General features: G+C 74.2%; 12 protein-coding genes. 4 read left to right on the plus strand and 8 right to left on the minus strand.

The genetic code is table 11. The features are described from left to right. The 7 genes from BBK14_RS25265 to BBK14_RS25295 form a co-directional block, all read right to left on the minus strand. Positions 1 to 432 (minus strand): IS701 family transposase (locus BBK14_RS25265; protein WP_131802415.1); only part of this gene is annotated, 432 nt, incomplete at its 3' end. Positions 433 to 617: 185 nt separating this feature from the next. Further along, positions 618 to 1,070: a carboxymuconolactone decarboxylase family protein gene (locus BBK14_RS25270; protein WP_071065749.1), complete on the minus strand. Its 453-nt coding sequence runs from the start codon at positions 1,068 to 1,070 to the stop codon at positions 618 to 620. Between the two features lie 1,130 nt (positions 1,071 to 2,200). Further along, positions 2,201 to 4,588 carry an SDR family NAD(P)-dependent oxidoreductase gene (locus tag BBK14_RS40620; RefSeq protein ID WP_071065750.1) on the minus strand — a complete coding sequence of 796 codons (2,388 nt, stop codon included), beginning with the start codon at positions 4,586 to 4,588 and terminating at the stop codon, positions 2,201 to 2,203. 47 nt (positions 4,589 to 4,635) lie between these two features. Beyond that, positions 4,636 to 9,231 carry a type I polyketide synthase gene (locus tag BBK14_RS25280; protein ID WP_071065751.1) on the minus strand — a complete coding sequence of 1,532 codons (4,596 nt, stop codon included), beginning with the start codon at positions 9,229 to 9,231 and terminating at the stop codon, positions 4,636 to 4,638. A gap of 34 nt (positions 9,232 to 9,265) precedes the next feature. Then, the gene (locus tag BBK14_RS25285) at positions 9,266 to 10,900 is read right to left on the minus strand and encodes a PfaD family polyunsaturated fatty acid/polyketide biosynthesis protein (protein ID WP_198541434.1); all 1,635 of its coding nucleotides are present in this window, start codon (positions 10,898 to 10,900) and stop codon (positions 9,266 to 9,268) included. Then, on the minus strand, positions 10,897 to 12,330 hold the full coding sequence (locus BBK14_RS25290) for an SDR family oxidoreductase (protein WP_241831840.1): 1,434 nt from the start codon (positions 12,328 to 12,330) through the stop codon (positions 10,897 to 10,899). Before BBK14_RS25290 ends, BBK14_RS25285 begins: the two co-directional genes overlap by 4 nt. A 215-nt stretch (positions 12,331 to 12,545) precedes the next feature. After that, complete coding sequence (locus BBK14_RS25295; protein WP_071065777.1) at positions 12,546 to 13,682, minus strand: glycerophosphodiester phosphodiesterase; 1,137 nt, start codon at positions 13,680 to 13,682, stop codon at positions 12,546 to 12,548. Positions 13,683 to 14,020: 338 nt separating this feature from the next. Here BBK14_RS25295 and BBK14_RS25300 point away from each other — a divergent pair, with 338 nt between their 5' ends. Together BBK14_RS25300 and BBK14_RS25305 are read left to right on the plus strand one after the other, a co-directional pair. Further along, the gene (locus BBK14_RS25300; RefSeq protein ID WP_420849192.1) at positions 14,021 to 15,160 is read left to right on the plus strand and encodes a hypothetical protein; all 1,140 of its coding nucleotides are present in this window, start codon (positions 14,021 to 14,023) and stop codon (positions 15,158 to 15,160) included. Further along, a complete protein-coding gene (locus tag BBK14_RS25305; protein WP_071065752.1) occupies positions 15,157 to 16,821 on the plus strand; it encodes a vWA domain-containing protein in 1,665 nt (554 codons plus the stop codon). Before BBK14_RS25300 ends, BBK14_RS25305 begins: the two co-directional genes overlap by 4 nt. A gap of 42 nt (positions 16,822 to 16,863) precedes the next feature. On the opposite strand, the gene BBK14_RS25310 is transcribed toward BBK14_RS25305, so the two are convergent. Next, positions 16,864 to 18,381, minus strand: a complete 1,518-nt coding sequence (locus BBK14_RS25310) for a N,N-dimethylformamidase beta subunit family domain-containing protein (RefSeq protein WP_241831842.1) — start codon at positions 18,379 to 18,381, stop codon at positions 16,864 to 16,866. Between the two features lie 399 nt (positions 18,382 to 18,780). Between BBK14_RS25310 and BBK14_RS25315 the strand changes: the two genes are divergently transcribed. Then, positions 18,781 to 19,815: a S1C family serine protease gene (locus tag BBK14_RS25315; RefSeq protein ID WP_071065753.1), complete on the plus strand. Its 1,035-nt coding sequence runs from the start codon at positions 18,781 to 18,783 to the stop codon at positions 19,813 to 19,815. Between the two features lie 431 nt (positions 19,816 to 20,246). Further along, positions 20,247 to 22,010 carry a DMT family transporter gene (locus BBK14_RS41415; RefSeq protein WP_071065754.1) on the plus strand — a complete coding sequence of 588 codons (1,764 nt, stop codon included), beginning with the start codon at positions 20,247 to 20,249 and terminating at the stop codon, positions 22,008 to 22,010. The last annotated feature ends 153 nt before the right edge of the window (positions 22,011 to 22,163 follow it).

Genomic DNA, 22,163 nt, shown 5'->3' on the forward strand with positions numbered 1-22,163 from the left:
CCAGTCCACCGGGCAGGACGCGGCGTCGGTGATCAGGTGCACACTCGGCGCGACCTGACAGTTCGCGGTCTTGCCCAGCGCCCCGCAATACTGGGCGGCCACCCCCGGAGAGGCATGGCCGTCCTTGGGGAACGACACATCGTCGATCACCCAGGCGTCCGGGGCGATCACCGGCTCCATCTTCCAGGCCAACGCGGCCAGCACCATCTGATGCGACCACGGGGAATCGGCGAGGAACTGCTGCAGACCCTGGCGGTCCACCCCCAGACGGGCCGCCATCGGCTCCATCGACTTACGCCTGCCCTCGGTCAGCAACCCCCGTACATACCGCTCACCCCACCGGCGCTGATCAACCCGGCTGAACGAACCGAACACCTCCGCGGCAAACGCTGCCAACCGCTCCTGGGCGTCCGCAAGCTGATCCGGCGTCATCACCCTCACCCCCAGGCAGGTGTCAACACGCCGTTACTACCCCACCTAACCAAGCCCTACTAGCCGACGATGTCCAGGCCGGGGGTGCCGGGTGGCACCCCCGGCCTGGACGCGCCGGGTGCGGGCGGCTCAGCCCCAGGTAGCCCGCGGGCTGCCGGCGGCGGCGTTCAGTCGGTCGAGGAGGTTCACCAGGAGTCCGCGGGCTGCCTGGTGACGGCGTTCAGCCGGTTGAAGACGTTAGTTGTCGCGATCTTGAGGATGATTGAGGCCATGCCCCGGTCGTCGTAGTGCCTGACCGCCTCGTTCCACAGGTCGTCCGGCACGGGGTCGGTGCGGTCGCTGAGCCTGGTGGCGGCTTCGGCGAGCGCCAGCGCGGCGCGCTCGGCGTCGCTGAAGTAGCTGGTGTCCCGCCAGGCGGCGACGGCACCGAGCCGCTCCGGCGTCTCGCCGGCCTTGAGGGCGTCCCGAAAACCGGAGTCCACGCAGGCGCTGCAGCCGTTGATCTGGCTCACCCGCAGATGGACCAGCGCGAGGGTCGCCTGCGGCACGTCGCCGGACTCGCTGGCGGCGTTCAGCGCCGCGATCGCCGGCCAGGCCTCGGAGATGACGGCTGCCGGGTTCTTCATGCGTGCTGCCACGTTCGTCCTTTCGGGTGCCACCTCCCGGTGGCGCCACATGCGAAGGGTCGGAAGCGCTGCGGCGCCGTCCGGGCCGGACCGGCCGTACCGGTGGGTGAACCTAGGTACGGGCGGTCCGACGGACGACACCTCCTGTCGCTCCTATGACCCGCCGCGGGGCACGTGTGTGACAGAGCGGCGTGCTGCGGGCATCAGCGCCGGCTTGGGCATCGGCGCCGGGCCGAGGGCCGGTACCGGGTTGGGGATCAGACCGGGTTGAGAGTCAGCGCCAGATCCCCCCTCTATCTTCCGCAGACCAGGTAGGCCCCTCCGCTGAGGCTGAGGTGCCCGTCAACCGGCCCCCGGCGCGAAGGCCGGTATGCGCGGCCATGCGGCGCCGCATCACACGGACGTGACCCGGGCGAACGTGCGCTCGGCCGGCAGTTCACGCTCGAGCCCACGCCCTACACCTGCGCTTGATCGCGCGAAAAGCGGACAGTCAGCCGACACGTTTATGCGGGCCGCATGACATGAACCAGGACCGTCCGCCGCTGCAGCGGGCGGTCGCCTACCGCGATGCTGCTCATCGGCCCAGGCCAGAGGCCTGCCCAGGCTCCGCTACCACGAGTCCGCGTCCCGCTGGGCGTGCGCTGCAGCGACGGGTGTAGCAACGACCTGAAATATCAGGGCGGACAGTCAGATTCGAGCATTTATGCAGGTCAGCGGGGGTACGCGGTAGACGTCCACCGTCTCGCGTTGCTACACCCGTTGCTACATAACGATCTTCGACATGCTCAACGGAGAGACAAAACACCAGGTCAGAGATGGTGGGCAGGGGCGGGGTCGAACCGCCGACCTTCCGCTTTTCAGACGGCCGGTCGTGCGGGTGGCCGGCGCGGCGCCGCAGCGGGACAGCCAGTACAGGCCCGCTACGAGCGGCTCATGGCGTCGACGACGGCAACATCGGCCAGCCGCCGGATCCGCCGGACCTTGCCACCTCCCAAGGAGCGACGGACCAACTACGTGCTCAAGCCCACGCCGAAGCAAGTTGCGACACCAGCGCATGGAGTGGCTGCGACAACTCACATCGGCTCGGTGGGCACGCCGGCCCGGGGCCTGTGCTGGCGCGGGATCCGGGCCGGCGTCGGGGGTCAGCGCGAGCGGGACATGCGGTCGGGGCGCAGAACCAGCTCGACGCCGAGCAGCTCGATGCGCGGGGCGCCGTCGCCGTCGAGCACCGCGACGTCGCAGTGGGTGTGGACGCCGTCGATCCCGCGGGCGTGCACCACCCCGCGCGCCGGCTCGCGCAGCAGGCCGGGCCGGTGGATCCGGCACTCGCGCACGGCGACGGGGATGGCGCCGCCGAGCGCCCGCCACGCCCAGAGGCCGGCGAGCTGCATCCCGCCGTCGAGCGCGGCGACGTCGAAGTACCAGCCGTCGCCGCCCCACGCCAGCTCGTCGACGCCGACCACGGTCCCCTCGGCGCCGTCGGGCGACATGCCCATCAGCCAGGTGATGGCGTGGAAACGCGGGCCGTGGAAGAGCGCGCCCTGGCCGTAGATGCGGTCGCGGTGGCGCGCCGACTCCTCGGGGTGGTCCACCAGGCCGGCGGGCGTCGGCCACCGCTCGCCGGACGTCGGCGGCGACCGGTCGGGCCCGAACCTCGCCGAGTAATGCGGGACGCCGCCCTCGCCGTCCACTCGGAGCAGGGTTTCCCCCGGCTGGCGGCCGGGCGCCGCTACGACGGCGAACCGGTGGCCGCCGCGGGCCAGCTCGGGCAGTGCGATCTTGCGCAGGACCCGCAGGTCCCGCAGTGTCACGCCGCTGGCGACGGCGGGGCTCAGCGCGAGCGCGCCGCGGGCCAGCCAGTCGAGCGCCATCGCCAGCGGGAGGACGGCCGTCCCGGCCGGGCTGTGGTCGACGAGCCAGGGCTGCGCGCCGGCGTGCACCGCGAGCTCACCGAGGACGCCCGCGGCCGGGCCCCGCCCGGCCCCGCCGATCACGCTCGCGTCACAGCTGGCGATCATGACGCGAGTCGACCCGGCGGCCGTGGCGGGAGCGCCGTCCGGTGCGCCCGTCAGCTCGTCGGCGAATGCCTGTGCCCCGCGGGGCAACGGGATCGGCGGGATGCCGCGCCGGGTGAACGCCTCGGCGAGCAGGGAACCGACCATGCCGCCGGCCCACGGTCCCCAGGCGATCGACCGCACCAGGCAGTCGGGATGAGCGGCCTGGTACGCCGAGGCCACGTGGTCGAGGGTCGCGTTGGCCATCGCGTAGTCGCTCTGGCCCGGGTTGCCGAACCAGCCGGCGACCGAGGTGAACAGGCAGAGCAGCCGCAGCGGGTCGCCGGCGAGCTCCTCGAGCAGGACGCGCAGCCCACCGACCTTGGTGTCGAAGACCCGGGCGAAGTCGTCGTCCGTCTTGTCGACGATCAGCCTGTCCGCGAGCGCCCCGGCGCCGTGGACGAGCCCGTGCACGGGCCCCCACTCGCGCCGCACCTCGTCGAACGCGGCCGCGACGGCACGCTCGTCGCGGACATCCAGGCAGTGGTAGCGGACGGGCGCGCCGATCTCGGCCAGCGCCGCGAGCGTGGCCCGGACCTCCCGGACCGCGAGGATCTCGCGGGCCCGCGCCCGCAGCCGCGCCGGGCCGCCCGCGGTGCCCGACACCCGGGCCAGCTCGCGGACGAGTGCCCGTTCGTCGCGCGCCCCCGCCAGCCCCGGCGGCTCGTCGGCCAGCGCCGTCCGGCCCAGCAGAACGAACCTGGGCCGGTGCCGGCGCGCCAGCTCGACGACGCCGGCGGCCGTCACCCCCCGAGCCCCACCGGTCACGGCGATCACCGTCTCCGGGCCGATCTCCAGCTCCGTGCGCGCGGCGTCCGCGGGCCGCGACGCGGTGGCCGATCCGGTCCGCGGGCCGGCCCGGCCGGCCGGCCGGGCCGCGTCCTCGTCCGCGGGGAGCACGGCCGGTACCAGGCGCGTCCCGTCGCCGCGCAGCGCCACGACGGGCGTGTCGCCGCCGCGGAGCAGTTCGGCGGCGACGACGGCGGCGACCGCCGCCGGCGACCGCCCCGCACGCTCGCAGTCGAGGGCCTTCACCGCGACCGAGGGCCACTCCGCGGCCGCGGTGGTGGCGAGCGCGGCCAGGCCGCCCAGCCACGCGCGGTCTCCCCGCGCTCCACCGAGCCCGAGATCGCCGCCGGTGTCCTGAACCGTGACGAACACGGCCGAGCCCCGGCCGCCCGGGTCGGAGTCCTCGGTGAGGCCGGAGCCCGCGACGGCGCGGGCCCAGTTGAAGGCGTCCCGCTGGACCTCAAGCATGGCGCCGGTGGGAGATCCGTCGGTGGCGGCGGTGTCCGGGCCGGCCAGACCGCCGAGCAGGACCACGCCGCCGCGGGCGCGGGTGAGAACGGCCGCGGGCCGCCTGCCGACCGCGAGCTCCGCGGCGACGCCCGCGTGGGTGAGCTCGTCCACCAGGGCCGCGCCGACCCCGCTGCCGCCGTCGACGACTGTCAGTGGACGCCCGCGCAGCCCGCGCATGGCCAGGCCGGGTGCCGACGCCTTCTCGAGGCCGGCGACGAACCTGCTCAGGCGAAAGGGGGCACCACCGGCCGTCCCGGGGCGGCAGTGGCCAGCTCGGGGCCGGCGCCAGATGAGTCCGGGCCCGCGCCGGGCGAGCCGGGATCGGCGCCCGGCGAGGCGGGGCCGGTGCCGGGTGACTCCGGGTCGGCGGGTGACTCCGGGTCGGCGCCGGGTGTGTCGCCGCCGCCCGGTGAGCCCAGGCGCTGCCGGATCAGCTCCACGACCTCGCCGAGGGTGCGCAGTGAGGCGAGTTCGGCGATCGCGTCGGTCTCGCTGACGTCGACCGCGACGTCGCCGACCTGCTGACGCAGCGCGGAGAGGATCTCGACCTTCTTGAGCGAGTCGATGCCGAGATCGCCCTCGAGCTCCATGTCGATGTTGAGGACTTCCTTCGGGTAGCCCGTGCGCTCCGAGACCACGTCAAACAGAAGGTCCGTCACCTCCTCCGGGGTCATCCCGGCCGGCGCCGGCCCGCCCTCGGGTTCCGCCGCGGGCGCAGGCCCAGTAGCCGGTGCGGTCGGGGCGGCACCTGCCGGTTCCGCCGGCGCAGGACCGCCAGTCGGTGCGGGCGTGGCGAGTGCCGGTTCCGCCGGCACCGTCGGTGCCGGCCCGCCCGCGGTCGGGGTCGGCGGTGCGGCCGTGGCCCAGCCCCCTGTCTCCGCCGGCGCCGGCGTGGCCGGTGCTGGCGGCGGTGTCGGCATGGGAGGAGGCGGAGCCGGCGTGGGCGGCGGTGCCGTGACGGCGAAGGCGGCGGCCGTGGAGGGGCCGCGCGGCGCGGCAGAGGGTGGCGCGACAGTGTGCGGCGCGGAGGACTCGGCCGGTCCGAAGCTCACGCCGTCCACGACCCGCGGGTGGCTGTGGGGGCCGTCGGTGGGCGGTGCGCCGGCCAGCCAGGAGCACACCGCGCCGGTCACGCGCAGAAACTCCAGGTGCGCCTCGGTCATGAGCTGCTGGTAGGCAGTGTGGGCCGCCGCGGTCTGCCGGTGGGTCTGCTCGACCGCCTCCGGCCACCCGGGCGCCAGCCGGAGCGTGGGCGGCTCCCCCGGACCGGCGGCCAGGGCCGGCGGAGCCGCCGACCCCAGTGCCGATGTCGGGCCCGATGTCGGACCCGGTGCCGGCGGCGGCGGTGCCGACTCCGGTGCCGGTGCCGGTGCCGGACTCGGGAAGGGGGCCGCGCTCATCACTCCGGGCGTGTCGCCGTCGGGTGGCGCCATTGCCTCGGCAACCTCCGCTCCCCCGCCCGCCGCACTCCGGCCCGCGGTGTCCGCACCTTTCACAGCCCCGGGATCGACCCCGACCCCGGCCCCGGCCCCGGCGTCCGCCTCCGGGTGCACCCCGGTCGGCCCGGTCTCGGCCGCCAGCCCGGTCTCAACCGTCGGCGGCGCGGGCTCGGTCGCCGGTGCCGGAGCGGCGGAGGTCACGTGCCCGTTGGAACTGACGTCCGGATGTACGGTGCCGGGCTCGTTCCAGACGAAGCCGTTGGACGAGCGGGCGTCCCCGGACGTCTCCTGGACGGCCGGGGTGGCCAGCAGCTCGGGCGACGGGTAGTAGCGCCCGTAGTTCGATCCGTCGATCTTCACGGTCATCACCGGCTCCCGTCGCTCGGGTACGCCCCGGGCCGCCCAGAGGCGGTCGAGGTCGAGATCCAGGCCCAGGGCGGCCAGCCGTCCCAGCGCCGACATCAGCGTCGCGTCGCCGTCCTGGCCGCGGCGTTCCAGGCTGATCGCCGCGTGCTCCCGGCCGTCGAGGATCTGGTCGACCAGGCCGGTGAGCGTGCCGCCGGGGCCGACCTCGACGAACGTCCGGACGCCGTCGGCGTACATGGCCTCGATCTGGTCGACGAACCGGACCGGGGTGGTGAGCTGGTCGACGATGCGCTCGCGGACGGCCCACGGGTCGCTCGGGTAGGGACGTCCATCGGCGCCGGCGTAGACGCCGAACCGGGGGGCCCGGATCTCGAGGTCGTCGACGAAGCGGCGCAGCGGGTCCCGCGCGCCGTCGAGCAGGGGGCTGTGGAAGCCGGCGGCCGTGTCGAGGCGGCGGGTGGTGATCCCGGCGGCCGCCAGCCGCCGGGCGGCGGCCACCACGCCGTCCGCCGTGCCGGAGAGGACGACCTGGCGCGGCGCGTTCAGATTGGTCATCCAGACGTCCCGGCCCAGCTCGCCCTGGGCCGCCTCGCCGGCCCCGGCCCCGGCCCCGGGCTCGGGCTCGGCCCCGGGTGCGCCGAGGGCAGCTGTGACCTCGGCGGGCGTTGCCACAGCGGCGAGCATTCCGCCGGGTGCCGTGGCGGCGGCGACGCGGACGAGCTCGCCCCGGCGGCGCGCGAGCGCGACCAGGGACGCGGCGTCCAGGACGCCGGCGGCGCACAGCGCGGCCAGCTCGCCGAAGCTGTGCCCGGCGGCTGCGCGGGGCCGCACGCCGACGTCGGTGAGGGTCGCGAGCAGGGCGAGCTCGTGCACCGCGAGTGCCGGTTGCGCCCATTCGGACGCGGTGAGCGCGTCGCGCTGGGCGGCCTGCTCCGCCTCGCTGAACACCGGCGGTGGGAACACCATGTCGGCGACAGTGCCTCCGACGGCAGCGCCCCCGGCGGCAGCGCCGTCACCGAGCCGCAGGACGCCGAAGCGATCCCACACCTGGCGGGCGGCGGGATGGCGTAGTGCCAGGTCCCGGCCCATCCCGAGATACTGGCTGCCCTGCCCGGGGAAGAGGAACGCCAGCCGGTCGCCGGCATCGTCGGCGGGCCGGCCCGCGTCGACCTGGTAGTGGTCGACCTGGTAGTGGACGCCGACGGGATTCGTGAACGACTCGTCCGGACGCCGCGCCACCAGGGCGGCCGCCTGGTCGAGCCGGGCCGCGAGCTGCCTGGTGCCGACGGCCGCGACGGCGAGCCGGGCCGGCTGACCGGGGTCGAAGCGGTGCTGGCTGGCCCAGGCGAGCGCCGCCGTGCGGCCGGAGTCGAGGGACCGGTCGTCCTCGTCGGGCAGGTCGACCGCGCGCAGCGCGTCGAGGATCTCCTGCGCGTTGGCACCGCTGAACAGCACCAGCTCGCTGCCCGCCGCCACCGGTCCGGCCGCCTCGACGGGCCCGGCGCCGTTCAGCGCCGCACCGTTCGAGACGGACCCGGTCGCGACGGACCGTGTCAGTGCCCCGGCGGCCGGCGGGGAGCCGACCATCACCGGGGCCGGGGAGCGCGGGGCCTCCTCCAGCGCGATGTGGAAGTTGATCCCGCCGAACCCGAAGCTGGAGACCGAAGCCCGGCGCGGATGATCCGCGGGCTCGGCCCACGGACGTCCCACCGTGTTCAGGTAGAACGGGCTGGTCTCCAGGCCCAGGTCCGGGTTCGGCTCGGTCACCTTGATCGTCGGGGGCAGGGCATGGTGGTGCAGCGCGAGGACCGCCTTGACCAGCCCGGCCGCGCCGGCCGCCGACTTGGTGTGCCCGACCTGCGACTTCACCGAGCCGAGCGCGCACCAGCGGTGGTCGTCGCGGCGGGCGTCCCCGAAGACCTCGGTCAGCGCGGTGACCTCCGTGCGGTCGCCGACGACGGTGCCCGTGCCGTGCGCCTCGAGGAGCTCGACGGTCGCGGGGCTGTAGCCGGCGTCGAGGTAGGCGGCGTGCAGCGCCCGGATCTGGCCGCCCGGTGTCGGTGCGTAGATCGCGGAGCCGTGGCCGTCCGAGGACGCGCCGATGCCCCTGATCACCGCGTAGATCCGGTCGCCGTCCCGCTCGGCGTCGGCGAGCCGCTTGAGCGCGACCATCGCCACGCCCTCGCCGAGCAGCGTGCCGTCGGCGTCCGCGGCGAAGGGACGGCAGTCCTGGGTGGGCGAGAGCGCGGGTGTCCGGCAGAAGCTGACGAAGGTGCACGGGTTGTTCAGGGCGTCGACGCCACCCGAGATGATCATGTCGGCGCGGCCGAGGGCGAGCTCGTTGACCGCGGCGGAGACGGCCGCGAGCGAGCTGGCGCAGGCGGCGTCCACCGTGTAGTTCACGCCGTGCAGGTCGAGCCGGTTGGCGACCCGCCCGGCGACGATGTTGCCCAGGCCGCCGGGCAGCGTCGCCTCCTGCCAGCGCGGATAGTCCTTCATCATGTAGTCGCAGATGTGGTCCGCGTCCAGGTGGGAGAAGCCGAGGTCGCGCAGTGAGCGGTACCACATCGGCCGGCCGAGCCGGATGTAGATCTCGCTGAGGAGCTCGAGGTTGCCGCTGCCGAGGATGATCCCGAACCGGCCGCGGTCCGCCTGCTCGTAGCGGTCGCCGAGAGCGTCGCGCAGCGTCTGGTCGGCCACCTTGAGCGCGAACAGCTGGGCGGTGTCGGTGGCGGGGATGATGCTCGGCGGGATGCCGAACTCGGTCGGGTCGAAGTCGACGAGCGGCAGGAAGGACCCGCGGCGCACGTAGGTCTTGTCGAGCACGGACGGATCGGGGTCGAAGTAGTCCTCGGGGAGCCAGTGGGAACGCGGGACGTCGGTGATCAGGTCCTCGCCGCGCAGGATCGAGTCCCAGAACCCGGGCGCGTCGGTCGAGCCCGGCATGATCGCGCCGACGCCGACGACGGCCACAGGCACCTGCGGCGACGTCCGCGCCGCGGTGGTGGTTGTCATGTCTGGTGTGCTCCTCTCGTCACGGGCGCGAGGCTCAGCTGGGCTCGGGCGCGAGGCGCCGCGGCGGGAACACCGGCTCGCCCACCGGCAGCCCGCAGGTGCGGAACTGGTGGGCCCGGGTCACCACCGCGGCGCCTTCCAGCAGGTTCAGCGCGATCTGCACGACCGTGCGGTTGGCGGGCTCGGCGAGGAAGCTGCCGGCGACCCAGCGGTTGAACGCCCCCATCGCCGGGCCGCACCAGATCTGGTAGTCGGTGCGCCGGCTGCCGTCCCCGGCCAGCGCCCACCGGCCCGAATTGCCCAGGTACCAGCGGAACACCAGCGCCATCCGGTGCTTGGGGTCGCGCCGCGCGCGGTCGACCTGGCCGGGGTCGCGGGTCTGCCAGTACTCGGCCGTGCGCCGCCAGACGTCGTCCAGCGCCATGCCGAAGACGTCCCGTTCGAGCTTCGCCCGCTCGGCGCCGACGATGTCGTCGAGGCCCGCGTGCCGGCGGTAGGCCTCGTAGAGGGTGCCCGCCCGGTTGGCGAACATGGTGCCCCGGTGCAGGACCTGCACCTTCGCCCCGAGCTCGAACATGTCGGCCGCGGGCGCCATCGCCACGTCGGCGATGTCCGCGCCGGCCAGCATCGCCTTGGCGTCGTCGGACTGCCCCGACTCGGCACTGAGCTGATTGACCGACCCGGTCAGCACGTAGGCGGCGCCGAGCGCGAACGCCCCCGCGACGCCCCGCGGCGTGCCCAGGCCACCGGCCGCGCCGATCCGGGGGGTGGTGCGCAGCCCGAACCGCTCGACCACCCTGTCCCGCGCGGCCTGCACCGCCGGCAGCAGCACGGCCAACGGACGTCTGTCGGTGTGCCCGGCGCTGTCGGCCTCGACGGTGATGTCCTCGGCGACGGGCAGCCCGGCCGCGAGCTCGGCCTCCTCGGCGCTGAGCTGGCCGGCGTCCACCAGGACGCGCAGCAGCGGCGCGGGCGGCGGCGACATGAACAGCTCGGCGACCTCCGGGCGGGAGATCTTCGCGAAGACCCTCGTCCGGCGCACGACGCTGCCGTCGGGCGCGCGCCGCAGCCCGGCCGCCGCGCACCGCACCACCGCCGGGGTGAGGGTCATGAACGCCGACGCCGACACGCACGGGACGCCGTGGCGCAGCAGCATCTCGGCGGTGCCGTTCTCCAGGCGTGCGTCGCCCGGCGAATGCAGCAGGTTGACACCCCAGTTGGGACGGCCGCCGAGCGCCCGGGCCAGGGTGGTCACCGCCTGCTCGACCCGGTCGAGGGGCAGGCCGCCGGAGCCGAAGAAGCCGAGCATGCCCGCCCGGGCCATGGCGATCACCAGGTCGGTGGTGGCGATGCCGGTCGCCATCTCGCCCGCGATGTAGGGGAAGCGGACCTGGTGCGCCTGGGTGAACGCCCGGTCACCGAGCCACTCCGGGTACACCGGCGGCAGCATCCCGACGACCGTGGACGTGGCCGGTCCCCCGCCGGCGACCTGGCCACCCAGCCCGGCGCCGAGCCCGCGGCCCGGCACCGACAGCACGTGCACGGGCTGCCGGATCTGGCGGGCGCAGGCGAGCAGCCCCGGCCGGTCGAACGCGGCCGGGTACGGGCCGGGGATCCAGACCAGCTCGGCCTCGGCCGGCGCGACCACGGTCATCGGGACGGCGGTCATCGGGACGTCCTCGTGACCGGCTCGCGGACGGACCGCCGCTCGCGTTCCCGACGGGCCCGGGCCAGTACCTCGAGCCCGTCGCCGGTCGCGGTGGACGGCCGGGCGTCGGCCAGCTCGGGCTCTATCAGGTCACCGACACCGAGGGCGGCGAGCAGGTAGTCGCGGTCGATCCGACGCCCACCCGGGCGCTCGCCCAGGACGGTGCGGGCCCGGGTGTCGTCGAAGGTGTGCCGGTGCCGCAGATAGGAGGAGAAGCCGGGCAGCAGGTCGACCATCCGCTCGACGCGCGTCTGGTCCGCGGGCGGCTCCGGGACGGCGACCAGGTGCGCGGGGAAGAAGCCCTCGAACAGGTCGATGATCTCCGGCAGCGTGACCTCGGTGTCGCCGACGATGTGGTAGGTCGCGACACCGGCGGGCCGCGCGGCGGCGGCGGGCTGCGCGTGGTCGGCGATCCGCGCCATGTCACGGGCCGCGTCCTCCACCGCCATCACGTTGAGCCGCGCCAGCGGGTCACCGACCACCCGCACGGTCGGGCGCGGGGCGCCGTCCAGCTCCTCGGGGGTGAGCGTGACCTCGGCGGCCATCGAGACGATCATCATGACGGCCCGCGCGACCACGTCCAGGGTGTGCGGCGGGAGATCGGGGCTCGGCGGGAGGTCGGTGAGCAGCAGGCTCGGGCGGAACACCACCGCCGGCCGGCCGTTCCGGGCCGCCCACTCCCGCACGAGGACCTCGCCGTCGTGCTTCGACCGCTCGTAGGCGTTCTCGAAGCCCTCCGACGCGTCCAGGTCGTCCTCGTAGACGACCCGGGCGGACCGCGCACCGGCCACGAAGGCGGTGCTGACGTGGAACAGCGACGGGCGGCGCGGGCCGGCGGTGACCAGGTCCAGCACGTGCCGGGTGCCGTCGACGTTGGCGCGGTGCAACTGGCCGGGATCGCCGGCGAGCGCGGTGTCCGCCGCGCTGTGCCACACCGCGTGGACGTCCTCGGCCAGCTCGCGGAACGCCCGGGCGTCGAGGCCGAGCGCGGGCTGCGCGACGTCGACCTCGACGACCCGGATCCGGCGCGGGAGGTCGGCGAGCAGCGCCGGGCCGGCGCCGGTCGCGGCGAGGAAGCGCCGGACCCGGTCGAGCGCGTCGGGCGAGCCGGCGTGCGCGAGCAGGATCAGCCGGCGCCCCCGGTCGAGCAGCTCGCGGACGAGGCGCACACCGAGGAAGCCGGTACCTCCCGTGATCGCGACCGCGCCACCGGCCGCCCGCGGGACCGTGCCGCCCGGCGCCTGTGCCGCCTCGTCCGCTCCCTCGTCACCCGCCGCCCGCGGGTCCGCGCCGCCGGTCGCATCCATACCGGTCACCCCCTGCCGGTCTGACCACCCGACGGGCACCGGGTCGTCGACCGACCCCACCCCGCCACCCAAAGGCACCGTCACGCACCGCTGCATTTTCCTTACGAGCAGTACCCACTCCGGCCTCGTGCGTACCCGCGCGGGCGGAAGGGACGGTTCGCCCGCGCGGGTCGACGGAGTGGGGCGGCGGGGCGGGTCGACGGGGCGGGTCAGGGACTAACGCCGGGCGGCGGCGTGGGCCGGGGCTGGCGGGGGCGGCGGGGTGTGCGCCAAGGGTCGGCGCGGGGCGCGCGGGCGGATCAGCGGCGCGCCGCCTCGGCGCGGGCGACGACGCCGACGTCCGCCTGGTCGGTGAACAGCCCGTCGATGCCCGCCCGCAGGTAGGTCACCTGCTCGTCGATGCCCCGGCCGAAGTCGCTCGGGCTGGTGCCCCGCCGCAGCTCCCCCGGCAGGAACGAGTTCTCGGCGCGGAACGTGTACGGGTGCACCAGCAGGCCGGCGGCGTGCGCGTTCGCGACGAGCGGTGTCGGTACGCCGAGTTTCCCGTCGGTGCCGACCGGGATGACCTGGCCCTTCTCCGGCCCGATGCCGTTGGCGTAGGCCGCGATCGCCTTCAGGCCGGCGGGCGTCCCCAGGTCGGCGTACGTCCGCGGGTCACCGGCGGCGACAAGGTCGTAGGGCGCCCCGCTCGCGCTCAGCAGCTGGACGGCGGACGTCCGCAGCCCGAGGCGGCGCAGCTCCGCCAGGTTCGTCGTCTCGAAGGACTGGACGAACACCGGCGCGTTGCGCGTGTTCAGGCCGTAGCGGTTCAGCAGGTCCAGCAGCCGCTTCTCCAGCGGGAGTCCGGCCTTCTGGAAGTACGTGGGGTGCTTGGTCTCCGGGTAGACGCCGATCTCGCGGCCGAGCTCCGCCGAGAGCCGCTTACGCAGGTCGAGAACCTCGATGAGGGTGGGGATCTCGAACCGCCCGTCGTACATCGTGTTCTCCTGCCGGATCGCCGGCAGCCGCTCCTTGGCGCGCAGCGTCTTGAGCTCCGCAAGGGTGAAGTCCTCGGTGAACCAGCCGGTGACCGGGATGCCGTCGAGCGTCTTCGTGGCCTTGCGGGCGGCGAACTCGGGCCGGTCGGCGACGTTCGTCGTGCCGCCGATCTCCGGCTCGTGCCGGCAGACGAGCTGGCCGTCCTTCGTCGCGACGAGGTCCGGCTCGACGAAGTCGGCGCCCAGGCGGGCGGCGAGCTCGTAGGAGGCCAGGGTGTGCTCGGGCCGGTAGCCCGAGGCGCCGCGGTGCCCGATCACCAGGATCCGGTTCCCCCGGCCCTGAGCCGCCGCGGACGGTGCCGCCTCCGGCGCGGCCACCGCCGCCGCCGACGCGGCCGGCGCCGTGGCCGCGACCAGCGGCGCGGCGGCGAGCCCGGCTATGAGACCACGCCGGCCCACGCCGCGCCGGCCGTTCCCGGTGCTCGTGCCCGTCCCAGCGCTCGTGCCGGTACCGGTGCTCGTGCCGGGCCCGTCCGGGCCGGGGAGATCCACCCCGCGAGACGCCACAGATCCTCCAACGCGGCGGCGGCGGCTCTCGCCGACGGCGCGTGCACCCAGCGAAGCAATCACCGCGAACGGCGGCATAGATCGAACATTGACCGGCGTGGTCGAACTCCGGTCCAGCCCGCGAACCATCGGGGTGGGTCAGGCCACGCGAGGGCGACATTCTGGTGAACTCCCGGTGCCGTGTCGCACGAACGACACGGCCGCGCCGCCTGATCCATGACGATCACCCCGTGCGCCCGATCCGTGACGATCACCCCGTGCACCCGGCCCGCGTTCTCGGAATCGCGCTCGCCGTGCTGCTACTGCTGGCGGGGGTCGTCGTGCTCGCCGTCGTGCCGCGGCTCGGCGGGTCCGGCGGCGAGCTCACCACCGTCCGTGCCCTGGTGGGATCGGAGAAGCGGTCGTTCCTGAACGATCCCGACGTCACCAAGGCTCTCGCCGACGCCGGGTACCGGCTCGAGGTCGACGTCGCCGGCAGCCGGGACATCGCCACCAACCGGGACCTGACCGGCTACGACCTCGTCTTCCCCGCCAACACCCCGCAGGCCGACCGCATCCGCCGCGACCACGGCGTCACCCGGTCCAGCATGCCGTTCTCCTCGCCGATGGCGATCGCGACGTTCCGGCCGATCGCCGACCTGCTGACCCGCGCCGGGGTGGTGCGGGCCGAAGGCGGCACGTCCTACTTCGACATGCGCGCCTACCTGGATCTGGTGGCCGCGGGAACCCGCTGGTCCGACCTGCCGGGCGCCGACGCCGTCTACCGGACGGACCGCTCGGTGCTCATCGGGTCGACGGACGTCCGCACGTCGAACTCGGCCGCGCTCTACCTCGCACTCGTCTCCTACGTCGCGAACGGCGACGAGGTCGTCACCGACGCGCGCACCGCCGACCGGATGGCGGATCTCGCCGCCGGCCTGTTCCTGCGCCAGGGCTACCTGGACGCGACGACCGCCGAGCCGTTCGACGACTTCCTCTCCATCGGGATGGGCAAGGCCCCACTCGTGATGATCTACGAGGCGCAGTTCCTGGAACGGGTCCGGGCCGCGGACGGCTCGATCACCCCGGACATGCGTCTTCTCTATCCCACCCCGACGATCTACGCCCGGCACACGGTCGTCCCGCTCACCGACGCCGGGAACGCGGTCGGGACGCTGCTCACCACCGACCCCGAGCTGACCCGGCTGGCCGTCCGGCACGGGTTCCGGCCGAGCGACCCCGCCGCCGCCGGCGCGGAGCGCGAAGCGCGCGCCTCGAGCGCGGCGACCGGCCCCGCCGAGCTCGTCGACGTCGTCGAGCCACCCAGTCAGGAGATCTCCGAACGCATGATCGACCGCATCGAGGCCCGGTACGAGGAGGGGGCCGGATGATCCGGCGGGCCGCAGCCGGGCTGGCCGCACTGCTCGTGGCCGGGGCGATCGCCACCGCCTGCTCGGGCGGCGGTGACCCACCGCCGGGACGTCCTGGCGGCACCCCCGGGGCGCTGCGGGTGCTCGCGGGCTCGGAGCTGCGCGATCTCGAACCGCTGCTCGACGAGTTCAACGAGCAGACCGGCATCGAGGTCACGATGGAGTACACCGGAACCCTTGACGGCGTCGACCGGATCGCCGCGCGCGACCCGGCGGTCGACGCGGCCTGGTTCGCCTCCGACCGGTACCTGCGGCTGGCCCCCGAGGGCAGGAACGCGGTCATCGACCGCATGACGACGATGATGTCCCCGGTGGTCATCGGCGTGCGCCCCGAGCTGGCGCGCCGCTTCGGCTGGGTCGGGAACCAGTCCGTCACCTGGGCCGACGTCGCTGCCAGGGTCTCGTCGGGCGAGCTGACCTACGCGATGACGAACCCGTCGGCGTCGAACTCGGGCTTCTCCGCCCTCGTCGGCGTCGCCGCCGCGCTCGCCGGCACGTCCGACGCGCTGACCCTGGACGACATCCGCCCGGCGGAGCTCACCGCGTTCTTCGGCGGCCAGGTGCTCACCGCCGGCAGCTCCGCCTGGCTGACGGACGCCTTCGCGACCACCGGCACACAGGCCGGGGCACAGCCCGGCGCACAGCCCGGGGGCCGGGCTGGCACACAGGGCGGGGGCCAGATCGGGGGAATGATCAACTACGAGTCGGAGCTGCTGACGCTGAACGCCGGCCGGCTGCGCTCGACGCCGCTCACCCTCGTCTACCCACGGGACGGGATCATCACCGCCGACTACCCTCTGCAGCTGCTGCGCGGCGAGCGGCGCACCGAGTACGAGCGGCTGGCCGGCTGGCTGCGCACGCCGGAGATACAGCGGCGCATCACCGCGCTGACCCACCGCCGCCCCGTGACACCGGGAGTACGCATCGACCCGGCCCCGTGGCCGGTGCGTGACCTTCCCGCCGAGCTGCCGTTCCCGGCGACCCGCGCCGTCGCCGACCACCTGCTGAGCTCCTACCTGGACGAGTACCGCCGCCCCAGCCACGCGATCTTCGTCCTGGACGTCTCACCGTCCATGGAGGGCGAACGACTGGCGCTGCTGCGCACCACCCTCAAGGGGCTCGCCGGGACGGACGACAGCCTCTCCGGGCGGTTCACCCGGTTCCGCGGCCGCGAACGCGTCACCCTGATCACGTTCAGCGGCGCCGTGCATGACACCCTCGAGTTCACCGTCGACGACCCCGAGCCGGGTTCGGCCGGCCTGACGGCGATCTCCGCCGCGGCCGACGGGCTGACCCTGGGCTCCGGCACGGCGATCTACACCGCGATGACCTCGGCCTACTCCTACGCCGAGACCGCGGTACGCCGCGAACCGGACTTCCTGACCTCGATCGTGCTGATGACCGACGGGGAGAACAACCAGGGGGTCGACGCGGACGCCTTCCACTCCTCCTATACGGCCCTGCCCGGGACGGCACGGGCGGTGCGGACGTTCACCGTGGTGTTCGGCGACGCCCGGGTCGAGGAGATGCGCGACATCRCGCAGTGGACCGGCGGCGAGATGTTCGACGCGCGGTCGTCGTCGCTGCCCGAGGCGTTCCGCGAGATTCGGGGGTACCAGTAGCGGCGCCCCGGGGGGCGGCCCCGTACCGCGTCCACGCGGACTTCAGCGAAGGCCGGCTTGATTGTTCCGGCCCGCCTGCGCTTCGGCGGGTGGTCGCCGACGGGATGTCGCCTGCGCCGATCCGGGCACGAGCAGCACGGCGTGCGCGGCGCTCAGCGTTCGACCCCGTCGGCCTTCTCGCGGTAGTCGGTCGGCACGGCGCGGGCCGCCGGGTGCGCCCGCCCGGCGGTGCCGGCGGCGAAGGCCCGGAGCAGGTTCGCCGTGACCTGGGTGGTGAAGGCCCGGGGCGCCGGGCCGTGGACGCCGGGACCGCAGACGTCGTTGAGGGCGCACACCCAGGCGCTGGTGCCGGCGTCGAAGACACCGGCACCGGAGGGCGCCGTGTAGGTAGTAGGTGACGTCGGCGAAGTCGGGATCGTCCCGGCAGGTCACCGGCGAGTGACCGAGCACCTCGATCTGGCCGGGGGTTGGCACCGATGCGTCGACCCGGTCGTACTCGGGCCCGATCATCCCGGGGATGCGGTCGCCGGTCGCGGTGCCGGTGCCGGCCAGGAGCCAGTGCCGGGGGTTCCACACCGTCATGTCCGCGTGGGCCGGATTGCACTGGTACATGCCGCCGGTCAGTGAGCTCTCCGGGTCGGCGTTCGGTGGGGAGGGCCAGTTGGCGGTGATCCGTGAGTTGTCGACCCCGTACAGTGGGTCCTCGGTGGCGATCTTGTATCCGGCCTGGGTCCGGTTCGGCCCGGTTGGCGACGCCGACAGGCGGATACGGCGGTACACCGCGTTCGCGCCGAGGAACGCGATGTTCACCCCGCGGTCGCGTGCCGCCGTCAGCGCCGCGCGCATCTCCCGGCTGTAGTACTCGTCATGACCCAGGGAGATCACCGCGCGGGCCCCGTCGAGCAGGTGCGGGTCGGCGTGCAGGTCGATGTCCGTCGCGTACCGGACGGGCAGGCCCAGCCGCTCGGCGAGCATCACCAGCGGCTGCTCGTTGCCGGTGAAGTCCGCGGCGCCGTCCCCGAAGTCGTAGGGCCGGTCGAAGGAGACCACCCTGGCACGGTCGGTGAACTGCCCGGACGGTCCGTGGTAGAGGCTGTAGCCTCCCCAGGCGTTGTAGGCCTGCCAGGTGGTGACCGCGTTGAGGATCACGATCCGGCCCGGCTGCGCCGGGCCGCGGACGGTCAGCGGGACGTAGGCCTGCCAGCCGTCGGCGTCGTCCAGCCGGATCAGGTAGTCGCCCGCCGGCCAGGACGACGTCGCGAACGTCGTCGTCTGCCGCCATGACGTGGCGATCGTGTTCGTTCCCGGTGCCGGGCCCGGCACCGGCTGCCGGACGCCCGGCAACGGGCCCCGATGCTCGACCAGCCGGCACCCGTGACCGTCGTACCAGCCGACCCGGAAGACCGACACCGTGAGCGTCTGCGCCGTGGTCGACGAGAACAGCCGCACCGGCTCGCCGGGCGCGACGCTGGTCCGGTCAAACCAGCCCTCGACCTGGTGGGCGGTTCCCAGCCGCGCGAGCCCGCAGTCTCCCGGCAGCTTCGCGTTCTCCGCGCGCACGTCCAGACCGCCACCGGCATCCGCGCCGGAGGCCGGGCGGCTCCGCAGGCTGTGAACGCACCGCACAACCCCGCAACCGCCGCAGCGGCCGCGAACATCGCCACACCGAGCCGCGGCCGGCGACGTCCCGGTCGGCAATCGACGACAGCCCGCACGGGCCAGATCTCACCAAGCGTGGCCAGCAGTCACCGACAGCGACACGCGTTCGCCAGGCCGTTCGTTCTTCTCCTCGACCAGGGAGAGCGGCTCGGGGCGGAAGCCGTGACGGGCGCTGATCGCAGTCCCTGGCCGCGTGACCATCCGTTCGCCGCTGGTGTGCGAACCGGGGCTGGACGGGGCATCTCTGTCTGGTCCGGGGCGCCGGCGGAAGCGCACAAGGAGCGACGGACGGGGACAGCGATGGAATTCGGACCGCACGCCAGACATGGCMGGGCAGCGGAACTGCTCGTCTGCCTGCTCGCGCTGATCTCGTTCCTGGTGGCAGGCGCGTCGGGACAGGCCGGGGCGGCGTCCGGGGCGGTCGCGGCGGGATCGGTGGACGTTCCCGACATCGTGTCCCGGGTCGAGCCGTCGGTCGTCACGATCATCGCCGGGTCGGAGCTGGGCAGCGGCGTCGTCTACCGGCAGGACGGCGTGATCGTCACCAACCAGCACGTCGTCGCGTCGGCCTCGAACGGGTCGGTGCAGGTGGCGTTCGCCGACGGCCGGCGGATGGCCGGGGACGTCCAGGCCGCGGACGAGATCAGCGACATCGCGGTGGTCCGGGTCGATCGGACCAGACTGCCGGCGGCGACATTCCGCCAGCAGCTTCCGCGGGTCGGCGAGCTGGCCGTCGTCATCGGCAGCCCGCTGGGGCTGGAGAACAGCGTGACCGCCGGTATCGTTTCGGGGCTCAACCGCATCCTGCCCGCCTCCGGCGGTGGCGGGGGCAGCCCGGCGGTCGACCTGATCCAGACGGATGCCGCGATCTCCCCGGGCAACTCCGGCGGGGCGCTGTTGGACGGTCAGGGACGCGTGGTCGGCATCAGCGAGGCGTACGTACCGCCGCAGAGCGGCGCCGTCTCCCTCGGATTCGCCATCCCGTCGGCGACGGTGGTCGACGCGGTCCGACAGCTCCTCGCTACCGGCAAGGTGCGGCACGCCTTCGTCGGCGTCCAGCTCACCACCCTCCAACCCCAGATCGCCGCGACCCTGGGGCTGGACGTCGACAGCGGGGCGCTTGTCCTGGACGTCACCGACAACAGCCCCGGGCAGAAGGCGGGGCTGCGTCCCGGGGACGTGATCCTGTCCTTCGACGGCAAACCGGTCTCCTCCGCGGAGGACTTCAGCGCGCGGCTGCGGGCGGTCGCCCCCGGGGACACGGTGGCCCTGGGGATCGACCGCGACGGGAACAACCGGCAGATCCAGGTCACGGTGACGGACCAGCCGACCTGAGCGTGCGCCGATCTCGCGGAGGTGGCCGCGGCATTTCCGCGAGCCGCCCAGCACCCGCCCGGACTCAGCGCCGCGTGGATGCCGCACGTGCCCCGACCGGGTCCGCTCACGGAGGAGGGCCGCTCGCCCAGAGGTGCCGGTCGCGACAGCGTGAGCTGGGCCGCCGCGCACCGTCAACGGGGGGCGCGACCTCGGCTCCCGCGTGGCCGTGGGTCGGGGGGCCGTCCCATACTGTTGCCTCCGGCGTGGCCTGCGGGCCCTCACCTCCGCGTGCGTCGGCGGTCAGAAACGCGAAGAGACCACCAACCGGACACGGCTGGATCAACCACCTGTATCCGGTGGTGATCCTCCGGAAGGCGCCTGCCACGGTGTTCCGTGGATCGGGCAGGATGTTCACAGACAGCGCCGCCCGGCGCGGGACGAGACTAGAGATGGTGACGACCTACCTGCTGGGCCTGGTATCCGCGGTGTGCTTCGGCGTATCCGCGGTGATCCAGCAGCGTGTCGCGTTCCACGCGCCGCCCGAGAACGTGCTGCGGCTGAGGCTGCTGCTCTGGCTGGTCCGCCGTCCGCTCTGGGACGTCGGCGTGTGCCTCTCGGCGATCGGCACGTTCGCGGCGGCGGCCGCGCTGGCCCGCTCGACGATCGCGTTCGTCGCCCCACTTCAGGTGTGCCAGCTGCTGTTCGCGCTGCCACTGGCGGCCGTCTGGGCCCGAAGACGGGTCCCGCGGCGCGACTGGGCCGCCGCGGCCGCGACAGCGCTCGGCCTGGCGACCTTCCTGCTGGCCGGGGATCCGCACCAGGGTGATGTCGACGCGGCGACGACCGTGGGCTGGATCCTCACCGGCGCGTCGGTGGGCGGCCTGGCCATGTGGGCGGTGCTCGGCACCCGCCGGCTGGACCCGGCCCGCCGCGCCACCATGCTCGCCGGCGGGGCCGGCCTGCTCTCCGCGCTGCAGGGGGCCCTCGTCGGCGGGGTCGGCAGGCTCGTGGAGACGTCCGGGATCGGCGCGCTGCCGACCTCGTGGCAGACGTACGCGGTGGTCGTGGTGGCGCTGACCAGCGGCCTGCTCCTGCAGAGCGCCTACGAGATGGCCCCGCTGCCCGCCTCGCTGCCGGCCGCCGTGAGCATGGAGCCCCTCGCCGGCGTCGCCATCGGCGTGTTCCTGCTCGGCGGGATGCTGCGGGTCGGGCCGCTCGCCGTCGCCGGGCAGATCGCCGGCCTGATAATCATGATCTTCGGGGTGCGGACGCTCGCGACCTCGCCGCTGGTGACCGGGCAGCTGTCCCGGCTGCGGGCCCGCCAGTCGCAGGGCCAGCTCTCCCGGCTCGAGGACCTGCTCCACCGCGACCTGGAGACGCTACGCACCGACCTGAGCCGGGGGCGCCGCGCCAGCACCGACCGCGCGCAGCGCCGGCAGTGCCGCCGCCTGCACAACGACCTCGACCGCATCCACTGCGAGCTCGCGAAGCTGGTCGACGACCGCGACCGGCTCGACGCCCGCATCCACTCGCTGCACACCGCCAGCGCGAAAGCGGCCACGATCTCCGGGCACGCGGCCGGCAAGGGCTCGGTTGACCCGGACTCGCCCGGGAAGCGCTCGGCCAGCAAGAGCCCGGCCAGGAAGGGCTCGGGCGGCGGGGGCGCGGCCGGCGCCAGCAAGAAGGCGGCCGACCGGAGCGCGGCCCGCGGCCGGCGCGGGCCCGGCGGAACACATGAGGCCAACGGCCACTCCGGGCATCCTGGACTCGGGCAGCCAGGTCATCCTGGGCAGCCGGAGCTCGCCGGGCATGCCACCGCGGGGCGGCCGGAGGCCGGACCGCCCCGGGGGACGGCGCCGCGGCCCCGGCGTGCCCCCGGGATGGAGTCACGCCCGCGGCGGGCGGCGACCACCGCCCGCCTGCCCCGGGAGGGCCGGCCACTGGCGCGGGCCGCCGGCCCCGGCGGCGTGCAGGGTCAGCCGGGCGGCGCACAGGGCAACGGGCCCGGCCCGAACACGGGAACCGGCCCGAATGCGGGCACCGGCCCGCGTACGGGTACTGGTGCCGGCCTGGGCGACGCGGCGGACGTCCTGACCGATCACGAGCTCACCGAGTCGCAGCGTTCCCTGGACGCGCGGGCTGATGCACTCCTCTCCCAGGCCGAGCAGCTCTCACTGAAGGCCGACACGGTGCTGCGCTCCATGGTCCACTGATCACCAGGCCCTCTGACCAGACCTATCCTTGAGACACTGTGAGTCGGATCACGTAAACGCGGCGTGATGCGGGGTCGCCATTCGCCGGGGCGTTAATTGTATGCTGCAGCCAATTGCCGACCACGTTAGCCGTCGCCGGTCGACGCCGGCGGT

The organism is Parafrankia soli (assembly GCF_001854695.1).
Taxonomy (GTDB): domain Bacteria; phylum Actinomycetota; class Actinomycetes; order Frankiales; family Frankiaceae; genus Parafrankia; species Parafrankia soli.

Bases quoted from the DNA above. Each gene is read 5' to 3' on its own strand.
- BBK14_RS41415 (WP_071065754.1), top strand. From the start codon at position 20,247: ATGGTGACGACCTACCTGCTGGGCCTGGTATCCGCGGTGTGCTTCGGC.
- BBK14_RS25285 (WP_198541434.1), bottom strand. From the start codon at position 10,900: ATGACCGCCGTCCCGATGACCGTGGTCGCGCCGGCCGAGGCCGAGCTG.
- BBK14_RS25280 (WP_071065751.1), bottom strand. From the start codon at position 9,231: ATGACAACCACCACCGCGGCGCGGACGTCGCCGCAGGTGCCTGTGGCC.
- BBK14_RS40620 (WP_071065750.1), bottom strand. From the start codon at position 4,588: ATGCGCGGGCTGCGCGGGCGTCCACTGACAGTCGTCGACGGCGGCAGC.